We start from the raw sequence: 13,311 nt of genomic DNA on the forward strand, positions 1-13,311 counted from the left end.
AGCGTACTGTCGATGAAGCACCACGACGCCACAGTGAGACCGCGAAGCGGCCCGCTTTATTCGAGGCCCGCAAGCTAGGGGACAAAAAATGCCGTCGACCGAACTGCTCATTGCGTTTTTCGCCACCACGGCGATCTTTGCCTATATTCCAGGACCGGCGATGCTCTATGCCGCCGCGCAGACCATGGCGCGCGGGCGCTGGTCGGGGCTGACGGCGGCACTTGGCATCCATCTTGGCGGTTATTTCCATGTCTTTGCGGCTGCCGCCGGGCTGTCGGTGCTCTTCCATGCAGTGCCGCCGCTCTACATGGCGGTCAAGCTCATCGGCGCGCTCTATCTGATCTGGCTTGGCGTGTCCTTGTTCCGCAAGCGCGGGGACGGTGACACGGCGCTGCCGGCGATCGAGCGCAAATCGGCGCTCCGGGCATTTTTCGAGAGCATCACCGTCGAAGTGCTCAATCCGAAGACGGCGATCTTCTTCATGGCGTTCCTGCCACAGTTCATCGATGCCTCGGCGGGGTTCCCGGTTTGGCTGCAATTCGTCGTGCTGGGCACTATCGTCAATTTAATGTTCTCTTCGGCAGATATTGTCTGCGTGTTGCTGGCAGGCATGGTGATCGCCCGGCTGAAGCGCTCCAGCCGTGCGCAGCGCATCATGCAGCGGGCGGGCGGGGCGGTGCTGGTCGGACTGGGCGTCCACGTCGCGTTGCAGAAGAGCTGACGGCCGCCCTGACGTTGCGCTGCGCGGATTTGCGGTATATCGGCTTCGCCATGAACGATCCGGCCCGTAAATTGACAATTTTCAGCGTGATTGAGGTCGGCCTTTCCCTCGCATTGCCAGTGACATGATCAAGCACAATCCGCCTTCGCCCGAACCTTTGCACCGCGCCATTGCCCGCTTTGGCGACGTTGCCGTGCTGGTGGTCGGCGACTTCATCCTCGACCGTTTCGTCAACGGCGTCATCGAGCGCATCTCGCCGGAAGCGCCGATCCCGGTGCTGCACGGGCGCGGCGAGACCTCGACGATGGGCGGCGCAGGCAACGTTGTCGCCAACATCGTCTCGCTGGGTGCCAGCGCTATTCCTATATCGGTGATCGGCACCGATGTGGCCGGCGACAATCTGGTGCGCATGCTGCGCGAACTCGGCGCCGATACGGCTGATATGGCGCAGGAGCGCGGTCGCATGACGTCGTCGAAGAGCCGCTTCAGCGCGCTCAATCAGCAGGTGCTGCGCTTCGATGAGGAAGAGATCAAGCCGCTCGACGACAAGGAACGGGCGGACCTGGTCCGGCATTTTCGCGCCGCACTCACGCGCGCCGACATCGTCATTCTGTCCGACTATGGCAAGGGCATCTTGCTCGACGGCGTCGCCGCCGACCTGATCGCCATCTGCCGCGAGGCGGGAAAACCGGTGCTGGTCGATCCCAAGGGCCGCGACTATGCGCGCTATGCCGGCGCGACCGCCATCACGCCCAACCGCAAGGAGCTTGGCGAAGCTGTCGGTCGCCCGGTTTTCGCCGACGACGAGATCGTCGCGGCGGCACGCCAGCTGATTTCGGCACATGGCTTCGACTTCGTCGTCGCCACCCGCAGCGAAAAGGGCATGAGCGTCGTCGGCGCGGATGAGGCGCGCCACATCGCCACCCAGGCGCGCGAAGTGTTCGACGTTTCGGGCGCCGGCGATACGGTGATCGCGAGCTTCGCGCTGGCTCTGGCCGCGGGCGCCGATCGCGTCATGGCCGCCTCCATCGCCAATGCCGCCGGCGGTGTGGTGGTGGGCAAACGCGGCACCGCGCGGCTGACGGTGGAGGAACTCACCGGCGCGCTGTTCCGCTTGCACGGCCCCACCGCCCACAAGGACGCCATCCTCGATGCCGCATCGGCCGCGCGCATGGTGGCGGCGTGGAAGGACGAGGGCCTGAGCGTCGGCTTCACCAATGGCTGCTTCGATATATTGCATGCCGGCCATGTCAGTCTTCTCCACGCGGCGCGCAGCCAGTGCGACCGGCTGGTGCTTGGCCTCAACAGCGATGCTTCAGTGCGGCGGCTGAAAGGCGCCGGGCGCCCGGTCAACGATCAGCACGACCGTGCCTGCGTGCTCGCCGCGCTTGCTTCCGTCGACGCGGTCGTCGTCTTCGAAGAGGATACGCCGCTGGCGCTGATCGAGGCGCTGCTGCCCGACATACTGGTCAAGGGCGCGGACTACACCGTCGAGACCGTGGTTGGCGCCGATGTGGTGCAAAAGGCGGGCGGACGCGTCGTGCTGGTCGACCTCGTTGCCGGCAAGAGCACCACCGGCACCATCGGCAAACTGCGCGCCGGCGGCGCCACCAACTGAGGGATTTCATGTCCGGACTGAATGACTATCTGGTCCGCTCGGCGGCCGCGATCACCGCGACAGTCGAGCGTGACCTGACCGCCGAGATGGAACGTGCTGTAAGTGCGGTCGTCGCCGCGCTTTCCTCGGGCAAGGCGCTGCTGGTCTGCGGCAATGGCGGCTCGGCCAGCGACGCTATTCATATCGCCACCGAACTGGTCGGCCGCTTCCTTAAGGAGCGCAAGGCCTACAATGTGATCGCGCTGCCGGCCAACGCGGGCATGCTGACCGCCTGGGGCAATGATTATGGCTTCGACACCGTGTTTTCGCGCCAGGTCGAGGCGCATGGCGCGCCCGGCGGCGTGCTGCTTGCCATCTCGACCAGCGGCAATTCGCCGAGCATTCTGGCTGCCGCCGAACAGGCTCGGATGATGGGCATGACGGTGGTCAGCCTCACCGGCGACAGCGGTGGCAAACTCAAGCCGCTCACCGACATACTGCTCAACGTGCCCTCGACCTCGACGCCGATCATCCAGCAGGGACATCTCTGCCTCTACCACTATCTCTGCAAGGTGGTGGAAGACCGTCTGTCGAATGGCTGACACCGGGGCCTACGGTCCATACCCGCTGGCTGAGCCCGGCCTGTGGGTTGAGCGGGTGGGTTCGCGGGTGTTTCCAGCCAACGCGCCGGCGCTGTTCCTCGACCGCGATGGCACCGTCAATGTCGACACCGGCTATCCCGACGATCCAGCCAAAATGGCGCTGCGCGACAGCATCGTGCCGGTCATCGCCGCCGCCAACCGGGGCAACATCCCGGTGGTCATCGTCACCAACCAGTCAGGCGTCGCGCGCGGCTATTTCGGCTGGAAGGAATTTGCCGCGGTCAACGGCCGGGTTCTCAAGCTGCTTGCCGCCCGCGATGCCTTCGTCGACATGGTTCTGGCCTGCGCGTACCACGAGGCGGGCAGCGGGCCACTGGCGGTCGCCGGCCATCCGATGCGCAAGCCCAATCCGGGCATGCTGCTACAGGCCCGGCAGCGCCTCGGCCTCGATCTCAAACGCTCGCTGATCGTCGGCGACAATCCCGCGGATATGCAGGCCGGACAACGTGCCGGCCTGCCGCGCGGCTGGCTGGTGGATGGCGAGGGAAGTAATGAGCCGGGCTTCGAGGTTTTGCCGCTGCGCAACCCCGATGATCTGGTAGGGCTTTTGGGGGCTATCGAGTCGCTCGCCCGAATCTAGGACGATCATGGGGCGCTGAACGCCACCAGCCCTTCGTCCTTGACGCGGCGGATGGTCAGCGCGGTGCGCACCGTGTCGACATTGGCGGCCGAGGCCAGTTCTTCGATGACGAAGGTCTGGAACGTGCCGAGGTCGCTCGCCACGCAATGCAGCAGGAAGTCGGATTCGCCCGAGACCATCCAGGCGTCGCGCACGATCGGCCAGCCGCGAGTGCGCTCGGCGAAAGCTTTGAGCTCCGCGTCGGCTTGGTGATGCAGGCCGATCAGGCAGAAGGCGACGACATCCATGCCGAGCGCCGGCGCGTTGAGCAAGGCGCGATAGCCTCTGATGATGCCGGTTTCCTCCAGCCGCCGGACACGGCGCAGGCAGGGCGGGGCGGAAATGCCGACGCGGCTCGACAGTTCGACATTGGTCATGCGCCCGTCGGCCTGAAGCTCGCGCAGAATCTTCCAGTCGATGGCGTCGAGGTCGGCTTTCAGGGGCATGGCGGTCTCGGCTTAGCGCAAGAATCTTTCGCGCTCTCGTCCTTAAACGACTTTTGTGTCGATGCCAGCCCTTTGGTCGGGCGATTTCGCAACCATAACGAAAGCGGCCATTGCGCGAATAAGCCTGTAGGCCGAAGCTTTCCGGGGACGACGGCCTGATCGTCTTGCTGGTGTGGTTGGCAACCCTTACATTACCAGCACCGTTTCACGTCGTTTTCCAAGGCACACTCGATTGTCTGCCCCGCAGAGGCTTTAGATGACCACCAAGCACGCGCCTGTCCTTATCATCGGTTCTGGCCCGGCCGGCTATACCGCCGCAGTCTACGCCGCGCGCGCCATGCTCAAGCCGATGCTCGTAGCAGGCTTGCAGCAGGGCGGGCAGCTGATGATCACCACCGATGTCGAAAACTATCCGGGCTTCGCCGATCCGATCCAGGGCCCGTGGCTGATGGAGCAGATGCTGAAGCAGGCCGAGCATGTCGGCACTGACATCGTCAACGACATCATCACCGAGGTTGACCTCAATGTGCGGCCGTTCCGCGCCACGGGCGATTCCGGCACCACCTACACGGCCGACGCGCTGATCATTGCCACCGGCGCGCAGGCGAAATGGCTGGGCATCCCCACCGAACAGACCTTCATGGGCTTCGGCGTGTCGGCCTGCGCCACCTGCGATGGTTTTTTCTATCGCGGCAAGGATGTCGCTGTCATCGGCGGCGGCAATTCGGCGGTGGAGGAGGCGCTCTATCTCTCCAATCTGGCGAAGAGCGTGACCGTCATCCACCGGCGCAACGATTTCCGCGCCGAGCGCATCCTGCGTGAGCGGCTGTTGAAAAAGGACAATGTCCGAGTCATCTGGGACACGATCGTCGACGAGATCACCGGCCGGCCCGGCAAGACGCCGCTGCCGCCTTCGGTCGAAGGGCTGAAGCTCAGAAATGCGGTGACCGGCGAGGTCACCCATCTCCAGGTGGACGGCGTGTTCGTGGCGATCGGCCATGCGCCGGCGGTGGAATTGTTTGTCGGCAAGCTGAAGCAGAAGCCGAACGGCTATCTGTGGACGGCGCCGAATTCGACCCGCACCGATGTGCCCGGCGTGTTCGCCGCCGGTGACGTAACCGACGACATCTACCGTCAGGCGGTGACCGCCGCCGGGCTCGGCTGCATGGCCGCGCTCGAGGCGGAAAAATACCTGGCCGGCATCGAGGTGCACCGCGAAGCGGCGGAATAAAATCTATCAAGACGGCGTCGCAAGCCGTTCAAAAGCCTGATTTTTCATTCAGACGCCAAGAACAGAACGAGGGGAATTCAATGGCGTTGGACTGGGACAAGCTTCGCGTGTTTCACGCAGCGGCGGAGGCTGGGTCGTTTACCCATGCCGCCGAGACTTTGCACCTGTCGCAATCGGCGATTTCACGCCAGGTCAGCGCGCTCGAGCATGACGTCGGGGTGCCGCTGTTCAATCGCCATGCCCGCGGCCTAGTGCTGACCGAGCAGGGCGAAATGCTGTTCCGCACGGCGCATGACGTGCTGATGAAGCTGGAGACCATCAAGTCGAAGCTGACCGAGGCAAAGGACCGTCCCTCAGGCGTGCTCAGGGTGACGACGACAGTCGGGCTTGGCGCCGGTTGGCTGACCGAACGGGTGCAGGAGTTCATCGAGCTCTATCCCGAAATCAGCCTGCAGTTGATCCTCGCCAATGAGGAACTCGACCTCACGATGCGCCAGGCGGATTGCGCGATCCGTCTGCGCCAGCCGCAGCAGCCGGACCTGATCCAGCGCCGCCTGTTCACTGTGCATTTCCACCTCTATGCCTCGCCGTCCTATGTCGGCAAGCACGGCAAGCCGACCTCGGTCGCCGATCTGAAGAACCATCGCATCGTCACTTTCGGTGTGCCGGTGCCGTCGCATCTGTCGGAGCTGAACTGGCTGGAAACGATCGGCGATTTCGACGGTGGGCAAAGGGTGCCGACGCTGCAGATCAACGACATCTTGTCGATCAAGCGCGCCGTGCAGGGCGGCGCCGGCATCGCCATGCTGCCCGACTACGTGATCTCCAAGGAATCGGATCTGGTGCAGCTTTTGCCGGAGACCGAGGTGCCGTCCTTCGACACCTATTTCGCCTATCCCGATGCAATGAAGAACCAGGCCAAGCTGCACGTCTTCCGCGACTTCATCATCGCCAAAGCGCGCAGCTGGTCATTTTAAACATGCCCTTGGGAGGTGCTGGTCACCCCCGCCAAGGCGTCAGCCGTGGCAGCCAGCCGGGAACATTGCGGCGGTAGGTCTCGTATTCGCCACCGTAGCGGCGGGCGAGAGTCGGCTCCTCATAGAACCTGACGAAAGAGCCCATGACGATCGCGCCGATGGCGGCATAGGCAGCGACGCTCCAGCTTGAAAACAGCAACGCCTGGCCCAGGATGATCGACAGTACTGTGACATACATCGGGTTGCGGACATGGCGGTACACGCCGCCGATCACCAGTCTCTCGGTGGGCGCGACAGGCGCCGGCGTGCCGAGGCCTTCGAGCGCGAAGCGGGCAAAGGAATGGACGAGCAGGGCGATGGCCGCGACAATCAGGATGGAGCCGGCCGGCACGAAGCCGGGCACCGTCGACAGCGGCAGACGGTAGCGGTCCGTGAGCAGCCAGGGCACCAGCCCGGCGACGACACAAGGTGCGGCGATGAAGAAGACCGCGCTGCCGGCGATCGCCTGGGGTGTCCGCATGTCAGGTCTCCCTTCTTCCGGCCGGCCCTTCCCATCCCGCTGCCGCAAAAATAAACGCCTGTTGCCCGATTCAACGTCATTCGGCTTTTTGCCCGCGAGCGCGAGAATCAGCCCGACTTGCGGTTCTGCGAAGGCAACAGCACGGTCGCGCCATTCATTTGGCAACTTTTCGTGGTCCTATGGCCCCTAGACATGGGTTAGACCACAGCCTGTACCTTTTTGCATGCGTGTGTTGCAAAATAGATGCTTGTTTCTTGGGCATGAACAGCACATATATAGATCATCTCCTGGGCGCGTTCTCCTCCCATTAGCGCCCTCGAGTGTTCCCCTCTGGAGGTTAGCCTTAACAGGCACTTCCAATCAAACTCAGCCGGATCTTCATTGATCCGGCTTTTTTGTTTCCGGCCCTGCCGTAGCCAGCGAAAAATCGAGCAAAATCGCCGCGTAACAGTGACATGTAACCTCAGGTAACATGCCGCAGGCGCGATTCATCGTTTAAGCAGATCATAGGACGCGGTGTGGTTCGACCGGGAGATGGGGGCATCACTCGGAAGATCCGGGCTCAGGCGGCTACCGCGTCCGAACCTGTTCGTCTGCCAGTGCCGTATGGCGCGGCGGATACGTGCGGCGGACCTGCCGTTTTCCTCCCAAGAAGACGGTCCGCAATAAGAGCGGCGTCCGGATCATCCGGGCGCCGTTTTTTGTGCGGATCATCCTTCGGCCTGTCAGGCAGCCTTGCCGTTGGCGTTCATCGCCTCGTCGGCCAACCGTCCGGTCAGCTCGGCCATGTGATCGAAGGCGCAACGATAGCTGGCGACGCCGGAGGTCGCCGAGCGCAGTTCGATGATCAGGTCGCCGATCTCGGCCTGCGGCATGGTCGCCTCCACGACATCCCATCCCGGCCAGTCAGGCCGCGCGTCGTAGCCAAGGATCTGGCCGCGCCGTTGCGGGATCAGCGCGATGATCTTCGAAGTGGCTTCGGACGGCGTGACGATCTCGACCTTCATGACCGGCTCGAGCAGCACCGGCGAGCAGGCCGCCATGCCTTCCTTCATGGCCAGCTTGGCCGCCATCTGGAAAGCCATGTCGGAGGAATCGACGGCGTGGTAGGAGCCGTCGGAGAGGTTGACGGCGACATCGACCACAGGGAAGCCGAGCGGGCCGGATTTCAGATAATCGCGCACGCCGGTTTCGACCGACTGGATGTAGGTCTTGGGCACGACGCCACCGGTGATGGTGTCCGAGAACTGAAAGCCGGAGCCGCGCGGCAGCGGCTTGATCTCGATCACCACATCGCCGAACTGGCCATGGCCGCCGGACTGCTTCTTGTGGCGGCCGCGCTGCTGCACCGTCTTTCGGATCGTCTCGCGATAGGGGACGGCAGGCGCATGGCCTTCGACCGGAATCTGATTCTTGCCTTCCAGCCGCTCGCGCACGACCCGCAGATGCATCTCGCCATGGCCGGACAGCACGGTCTCGGCCGAGTCCTGGTTGTGGCGCAAGGTGAGCGAGGGATCTTCCTCGGCCAGGCGCTGGATGGCCGCCGACATTTTGACCTCGTCCTTGCGCTCCTTCGGCCGCAGGGCAAAGGCAAAGACCGGCTGCGGCGGCGTCAGCGTGACCAGCGGCTTGATACCGCCCTTCGTGGAGCTCAACGTCTGGCCGGTCTTGACCTCGTCCAGCTTGCCCAACGCCACCGTGTCGCCGGCCTTGGCAGCGGTGAGCTTGGACTGGTCCTTGCCGAGCATCTTGTAGATGCCGGAGACCTTCGCCGTCTCGCCATTCGACAAATAGAGTTCGGCTGCATCGGCGATCTGGCCGGAGAGTACGCGCGACACGGACAGCTTGCCGCCATGCGCGGTGTGGATGGTCTTCATCACCTGGACCACGGTGTGATTGCCGTCGGGGACGCCGAGCCGTTTGCGCGTCGCCTCGACATCCGGTGCATCATGGCGGATCGCCTTCAAAAGGCGCAGCACGCCGTTGCCTTTTTCGGCGGTGCCGATCAGCACCGGCGTTATGGCGCCGGCGCGCAGGTCGGCGGACAGATCGTCGAAGACCGCGTCTTTCGGCGGCTCGATCTCCTCCAGTAGCTGCTCCATCAACTGGTCGTCATGGTCGGCAAGCGTCTCCAGCATGGAGAAGCGAGCCTCCAGTTCGCGCGCCTTGTCGTCAGTTGGAATTTCGGCAACCTGGCTTTCGGCATATTCGCGGTAGATGTAGGCGCGCTCCAGCGCCAGGTCGATCGAACCGATCACCACATTGTCCTTGCGCAGCGGGATCTGGCGCAGCAACAGCGGCGCCGCGCTCGTCGGCTGCAGCATCTTCAGCGTATCGCGTACGCCGGCAATTGCCTTGTCGACCTTGTTGAGGAACAGGATGCGCGGCACGCCGAGATCGTCGAGCTTGCGCATGATGAGCTGCAAGGCTGGGATCTTCTTCTCGTCGGCCTCGGCGACGACCACCGCGAGATCGCAGGCTGCCAGCACCGGCTCGGCCTCGAAGGAGAATTCGATCGATCCGGGACAGTCGACGAAGGTGATCCGCTCGCCCATGAATTCGGTGGTGGCAAAGGTCGCCTCGACGCTCATGGCGTGCGCCCGCGCCTCGGGCGAATGATCGGAAACGGTGCTTCCCGATGAAACGGGATTTTGGCGGGGGATGGCGCCCGTACGGGCGAGGATGGCTTCGAGAAGTGTCGTCTTACCGCTTGCAAAGGGACCGACTATGGCAATGCATTTCGGTCCCGTGCGTCGTCCTCCGGCGCGAGTACCCATGGCTGACCTCCACTCAGGCGTTGCCCTTGGAGTGCGATCAGCAAAAGTGGAAACGGTTTTGCGCCGATCGCACCCTGTCGTGAGCGGCGGCCGGCCTGTTCGACCGTCGCGGGCGGGGTTGTTTTCATTTAGCCACCTGCCCAACCCATCGTCCCACGGGTTAGCCGGGAGGGCAAGGAAAATAGAAATCGCGCCGCCGTCAGGCGGCCGAGGCAAGACCCGGGGATCAGAACCGTCGGGCGATTTCAGCTTGCCTGAGTGCGGCGCGTGGGCGTGGCGGCTGCACTCTGCTTCACCACCATCTCGGCGTAGCGCGACAGCAACGGGTTGAACAGGTCCGGACGTTCCCAGAAGGGCGCATGGCCGGCGCCTGGTATGACATGGCACTGTTCCCACAGCGAGCTGTAGGCGACGGTCTCGAAATAGCTCAGCCGCACCAGCGGATCATGCTCGCCATTGATCACCGCAACGGGGAACGGAGCGTGCTCGACCACCTGTTTCTGGTCGGCGCCCTTGCCCGCAAACATGGAGCGCGCCACGCCGGCGCGAAGCCGGCCGTCGGTGCGCCTGATGGCTTCGCGGAAAGACGGACTGGCGGTGTCGCCGTAGCACAGAGCCTCAAAACGCTCGATGTCGCGTTCGGAGTAGACCTTCTTGGAGGCGAGCAGCATGTCCCAGTTGGCGTGAAAGCCGCGCAGCATGCCAAGCGGCCCCCGCGACACCGGCGGCGCTCCGGTCAGCACCAGGCCGCTGACCGCATGGTGAAAGCTGGCCAGTTCGACCGCCACATGGCCGCCGAGCGACCAGCCGAAGATGATGGCGTGGCCGATGCCCAAAGCGTCGAGAAGCCGGGCTGTGGTCTGGGCAAGGCCGGTAATCGTATAGGCGGTCGCCGGGTCCCGGGCATCGGAGGACTCGCCGTGGCCGGGAAGGTCGAAGGCGATCAGCCGATGGGCGTCGGCAAGCGGGCTATCGAACTGACGGGCAAACACGGCGCGCGAACTGCCCGAGCCGTGGATCATGACGATGGGCATGCCGGAACCAGACGACTGGCTGAGGCGCAAGTCGGCCTGCGGCGTGCGGATGGTGCGGTGAGTGATGCTCATGCTGGATTAGACCTTGAGATTTGCCTGACCGCCAACATCGCATCGCTGGCTCTATATGTTCTTTAAACATGTGGTTAAGAAAGGATTTCTAAAGAGATAGCCGGCACGATCGCTGGCTCCATGGCAATCACGCGCGGAATCCCGACAATGGAACCAGTCCTCGATCTTCTTGTCTCGATCTGCAGCATCGCGACGGTTGGCCAATATGTCTGGTCGATGCGGGCTCATTTCCAATCCCAGGCGATGTCGCCAGGCGCCATGGTGATATCGGCGGCGGTCATCGCCACGGCGCTGTTCTTTCTCGCCATCCTTTGGATCCAATCGCAGCCGGTTTCGGCAAAGCTCACCGGGCTCGCCGTCGAACTGGCGAGCTCTGCCCTGTTCTGGTGGGCGATTGTCACGTCGCGCAAGGCGCGGCTGCGCTTCGCCTTCGCACCCGACGATCCGCACAGCCTGCTGATCGACGGCCCCTACGGCCATGTCCGCCACCCCTTCTATACGTCCTACATCATCTTCTGGATCGGCTGGGGGATCGCGACCTGGTCGATCTGGGTGGTGGTGCCGGTCGCCGGGATCGCTATCCTCTATGTGTTTGCGGCGCTGGACGAAGAGAAGAAATTTTCGCGCACGCCGCTGGCCGGAGCCTACGCGGACTATCGCGTGCGTGCCGGCCTGTTCTGGCCCCGGCTGGGGTGGTAGCCGGCACCGGAGCAGGGGAGCTTCTGCCAAACTTAGGGATCACCAGAGATGAAGATCATTGCCTGCGGCAGCGTGCCGACCATCGTCGCACCGGAGAAGTATTTCACCGGCCGCGTGTTGCAGACGCCCATCATCGAGAAGGAAGCGCCGGCCCGGCTCAGAGCCACGCTGGTCAGCTTCGAGCCCGGTGCGCGCACCCACTGGCACACGCATCCGCTGGGGCAGACGCTTTATGTCACTGCGGGCGCCGGCCTTGCGCAGACATGGGGCGGGCCGATCCAGGAGATCAAGGCGGGCGACGTCATCTCGTTCGAGCCGGGCGAGAAGCACTGGCACGGCGCGGGTCCAAAGACGACAATGACCCACGTCGCCATGCAGGAAGCGCTGGACGGCGTCCATGCCGATTGGATGGAAGCGGTCACGAGCGAGCAGTATGGCGGCTGAGGTCTGCTCTTGACAAAAACCCGGCTCGAAAGGCCGGTTTCATGTCTCGGAGCCTGATCAGGTCAGCGATGCAGTGAATCGCTGGATGCGCGTGCAGGCTTCCTCCAGCAGGCTCTCCGTCGTGGCGTAGGAGATACGGAAGTTGGGGCCGAGGCCGAAGGCCGAGCCGAACACCACTGCGACACCCTCGCCTTCGAGCAATTCGGAGCAGAAAGTCTCGTCGGTGTCGATTATCTTGCCGGCTTTGGTCTTCTTGCCAATCAGCTGGGCACAGGACGGGTAGACATAGAAGGCGCCTTCCGGCGACGGGCAGGTTATGCCGCGCGCCTGGTTGAGCATCGACACGACGAGGTCGCGACGGCCCTGAAAGGTCGCCTTGTTCCTGGCGACGAAATCCTGCGGGCCGTTGAGCGCCTCGACCGAGGCCCATTGCGCGATGGTGCAGGCGCCCGAGGTCTGCTGGCCCTGGATCATGTCCATCGCCTTGATCAGCTGGACGGGACCCGCTGCATAGCCGATGCGCCAGCCGGTCATGGCATAGGCTTTCGAGACGCCGTTCATGGTCAGCGTGCGCTCGTAGAGTTTCGGCTCGACCTCGGCGATCGTCCTGAAGACGAAGTCGCCATAGGTCAGGTGCTCGTACATGTCGTCGGTCAGTGTCCAGACATGCGGATGCTTCAAGAGCACGTCGGCCAGCGCGCGCAGCTCGGCTTCCGTGTATGCGGCGCCGGACGGGTTCGACGGCGAGTTCATCAACAGCCATTTGGTCTTCGGCGTGATCGCCTTATCCAGCACGGCGGGAGTGAGCTTGAAACCATTGTCGATCGAAGTATCGGCGAACACCGAGGTGCCGCCGCAGATCGCCACCATTTCGGGATAGCTGACCCAATAGGGGCGGGGGATGATGACCTCGTCGCCTGGGTTCAGCGTCGCCATGAAGGCATTGAACAGGATCTGCTTGCCGCCGGTGCCGACAATGGTCTGCTCGGGCTTGTAGTCGAGATTGTTCTCGCGCTTGAATTTTTTCGCGATCGCCTCGCGCAGCGGCGCGATGCCCGAAACCGGTGGGTACTTGGTCTCGCCGCGGCGGATCGCCTCGATCGCCGCATTCTTGATGTTGTCGGGCGTGTCGAAATCCGGTTCGCCAGCGCCGAGGCCGATAATGTCACGGCCGGCATTTTTCAGCTCGCGGGCTTTCTGCGTCACCGCGATGGTGGCGGAAGGCTTTACGCGGGCAAGGGTGTCGGCAAGAAAGGCCATGACCAGATATCTCCAGAGGGGTCGGCGCAACCGCAAACAGCTGCGGCGCCTCTCATGTCGCATCGACCCGGCAAGTGCAAGCATTGTCGGATGAGCCAGGGTCAAGGACCCGTGAAGATCGGCTTTTTGGAGCGCGTGCATGACGGTTTCACTCTGCGTTGCGGGCTCTGCAATCGACGGCTTATCCCCGGCAAGACTAAATTCATCAACGGGCGCTAAAACCTTTGGCTGCAGGATCGCCAGCCATTTCGC

General features: G+C 63.4%; 13 protein-coding genes. 8 read left to right on the forward strand and 5 right to left on the reverse strand.

The features are described from left to right. The first annotated feature begins 88 nt into the window (after positions 1–88). The 4 genes from NKI31_RS09935 (at position 89) to NKI31_RS09950 (ending at position 3,560) form a co-directional block, all read left to right on the forward strand. Entirely contained in the window at positions 89–721 is a 633-nt protein-coding gene (locus NKI31_RS09935; protein ID WP_352651426.1) for a LysE family translocator, read from the forward strand. Between the two features lie 124 nt (positions 722–845). Further along, positions 846–2,339: a D-glycero-beta-D-manno-heptose-7-phosphate kinase gene (gene rfaE1 / locus NKI31_RS09940; RefSeq protein ID WP_352651427.1), complete on the forward strand. Its 1,494-nt coding sequence runs from the start codon at positions 846–848 to the stop codon at positions 2,337–2,339. An 8-nt stretch (positions 2,340–2,347) separates the two neighbouring features. Beyond that, on the forward strand, positions 2,348–2,920 hold the full coding sequence (locus tag NKI31_RS09945; protein ID WP_352651428.1) for a D-sedoheptulose-7-phosphate isomerase: 573 nt from the start codon (positions 2,348–2,350) through the stop codon (positions 2,918–2,920). Continuing rightward, positions 2,913–3,560 (forward strand): D-glycero-alpha-D-manno-heptose-1,7-bisphosphate 7-phosphatase, encoded by a 648-nt coding sequence (locus NKI31_RS09950; RefSeq protein ID WP_352651429.1) that lies wholly within the window; start codon positions 2,913–2,915, stop codon positions 3,558–3,560. The genes NKI31_RS09945 and NKI31_RS09950 overlap by 8 nt, the downstream gene beginning before the upstream one ends. Positions 3,561–3,565: 5 nt before the next feature. Here the strand turns inward: NKI31_RS09950 and NKI31_RS09955 are convergent, their stop codons facing one another. Next, positions 3,566–4,045 carry an Lrp/AsnC family transcriptional regulator gene (locus tag NKI31_RS09955; RefSeq protein WP_352651430.1) on the reverse strand — a complete coding sequence of 160 codons (480 nt, stop codon included), beginning with the start codon at positions 4,043–4,045 and terminating at the stop codon, positions 3,566–3,568. A gap of 256 nt (positions 4,046–4,301) precedes the next feature. On the opposite strand from NKI31_RS09955, the gene trxB reads away from it, so the two are divergent. Beyond that, on the forward strand, positions 4,302–5,276 hold the full coding sequence (trxB, locus tag NKI31_RS09960) for a thioredoxin-disulfide reductase (RefSeq protein WP_023689720.1): 975 nt from the start codon (positions 4,302–4,304) through the stop codon (positions 5,274–5,276). Positions 5,277–5,356: 80 nt separating this feature from the next. Continuing rightward, positions 5,357–6,253, forward strand: a complete 897-nt coding sequence (locus NKI31_RS09965) for a LysR family transcriptional regulator (protein WP_023671970.1) — start codon at positions 5,357–5,359, stop codon at positions 6,251–6,253. Between the two features lie 22 nt (positions 6,254–6,275). Here NKI31_RS09965 and NKI31_RS09970 read toward each other — a convergent pair whose 3' ends face one another. The 3 genes from NKI31_RS09970 to NKI31_RS09980 all read right to left on the reverse strand — a co-directional run bounded on the left by NKI31_RS09970 (position 6,276) and on the right by NKI31_RS09980 (position 10,656). Further along, the gene (locus NKI31_RS09970; protein ID WP_352461926.1) at positions 6,276–6,773 is read right to left on the reverse strand and encodes a methyltransferase family protein; all 498 of its coding nucleotides are present in this window, start codon (positions 6,771–6,773) and stop codon (positions 6,276–6,278) included. Between the two features lie 725 nt (positions 6,774–7,498). Continuing rightward, a complete protein-coding gene (locus NKI31_RS09975; RefSeq protein WP_023734961.1) occupies positions 7,499–9,550 on the reverse strand; it encodes an elongation factor G in 2,052 nt (683 codons plus the stop codon). 245 nt (positions 9,551–9,795) lie between these two features. Beyond that, positions 9,796–10,656 carry an alpha/beta fold hydrolase gene (locus NKI31_RS09980; RefSeq protein ID WP_023713926.1) on the reverse strand — a complete coding sequence of 287 codons (861 nt, stop codon included), beginning with the start codon at positions 10,654–10,656 and terminating at the stop codon, positions 9,796–9,798. 147 nt (positions 10,657–10,803) lie between these two features. Between NKI31_RS09980 and NKI31_RS09985 the strand changes: the two genes are divergently transcribed. Further along, entirely contained in the window at positions 10,804–11,355 is a 552-nt protein-coding gene (locus NKI31_RS09985) for a methyltransferase family protein (protein ID WP_023817643.1), read from the forward strand. Positions 11,356–11,403: 48 nt separating this feature from the next. Next, positions 11,404–11,799: a (R)-mandelonitrile lyase gene (locus NKI31_RS09990; protein WP_352651431.1), complete on the forward strand. Its 396-nt coding sequence runs from the start codon at positions 11,404–11,406 to the stop codon at positions 11,797–11,799. A 57-nt stretch (positions 11,800–11,856) separates the two neighbouring features. Here the strand turns inward: NKI31_RS09990 and NKI31_RS09995 are convergent, their stop codons facing one another. Then, positions 11,857–13,059, reverse strand: coding sequence for a pyridoxal phosphate-dependent aminotransferase (locus NKI31_RS09995; protein ID WP_023737846.1), 1,203 nt, complete (start codon positions 13,057–13,059; stop codon positions 11,857–11,859). Positions 13,060–13,311: the final 252 nt, after the last annotated feature.

The sequence above is a fragment of the Mesorhizobium sp. M0659 genome, from assembly GCF_040320605.1.
GTDB lineage: Bacteria > Pseudomonadota > Alphaproteobacteria > Rhizobiales > Rhizobiaceae > Mesorhizobium.

What these genes read in the sequence shown, in the direction of transcription:
- NKI31_RS09935 (WP_352651426.1), top strand. Translation starts at nt 89, where the DNA reads ATGCCGTCGACCGAACTGCTCATTGCGTTTTTCGCCACCACGGCGATC.
- rfaE1 (WP_352651427.1), top strand. Translation starts at nt 846, where the DNA reads ATGATCAAGCACAATCCGCCTTCGCCCGAACCTTTGCACCGCGCCATT.
- NKI31_RS09945 (WP_352651428.1), top strand. Translation starts at nt 2,348, where the DNA reads ATGTCCGGACTGAATGACTATCTGGTCCGCTCGGCGGCCGCGATCACC.
- NKI31_RS09950 (WP_352651429.1), top strand. Translation starts at nt 2,913, where the DNA reads ATGGCTGACACCGGGGCCTACGGTCCATACCCGCTGGCTGAGCCCGGC.
- NKI31_RS09955 (WP_352651430.1), bottom strand. Translation starts at nt 4,045, where the DNA reads ATGCCCCTGAAAGCCGACCTCGACGCCATCGACTGGAAGATTCTGCGC.
- trxB (WP_023689720.1), top strand. Translation starts at nt 4,302, where the DNA reads ATGACCACCAAGCACGCGCCTGTCCTTATCATCGGTTCTGGCCCGGCC.
- NKI31_RS09965 (WP_023671970.1), top strand. Translation starts at nt 5,357, where the DNA reads ATGGCGTTGGACTGGGACAAGCTTCGCGTGTTTCACGCAGCGGCGGAG.
- NKI31_RS09970 (WP_352461926.1), bottom strand. Translation starts at nt 6,773, where the DNA reads ATGCGGACACCCCAGGCGATCGCCGGCAGCGCGGTCTTCTTCATCGCC.
- NKI31_RS09975 (WP_023734961.1), bottom strand. Translation starts at nt 9,550, where the DNA reads ATGGGTACTCGCGCCGGAGGACGACGCACGGGACCGAAATGCATTGCC.
- NKI31_RS09980 (WP_023713926.1), bottom strand. Translation starts at nt 10,656, where the DNA reads ATGAGCATCACTCACCGCACCATCCGCACGCCGCAGGCCGACTTGCGC.
- NKI31_RS09985 (WP_023817643.1), top strand. Translation starts at nt 10,804, where the DNA reads ATGGAACCAGTCCTCGATCTTCTTGTCTCGATCTGCAGCATCGCGACG.
- NKI31_RS09990 (WP_352651431.1), top strand. Translation starts at nt 11,404, where the DNA reads ATGAAGATCATTGCCTGCGGCAGCGTGCCGACCATCGTCGCACCGGAG.
- NKI31_RS09995 (WP_023737846.1), bottom strand. Translation starts at nt 13,059, where the DNA reads ATGGCCTTTCTTGCCGACACCCTTGCCCGCGTAAAGCCTTCCGCCACC.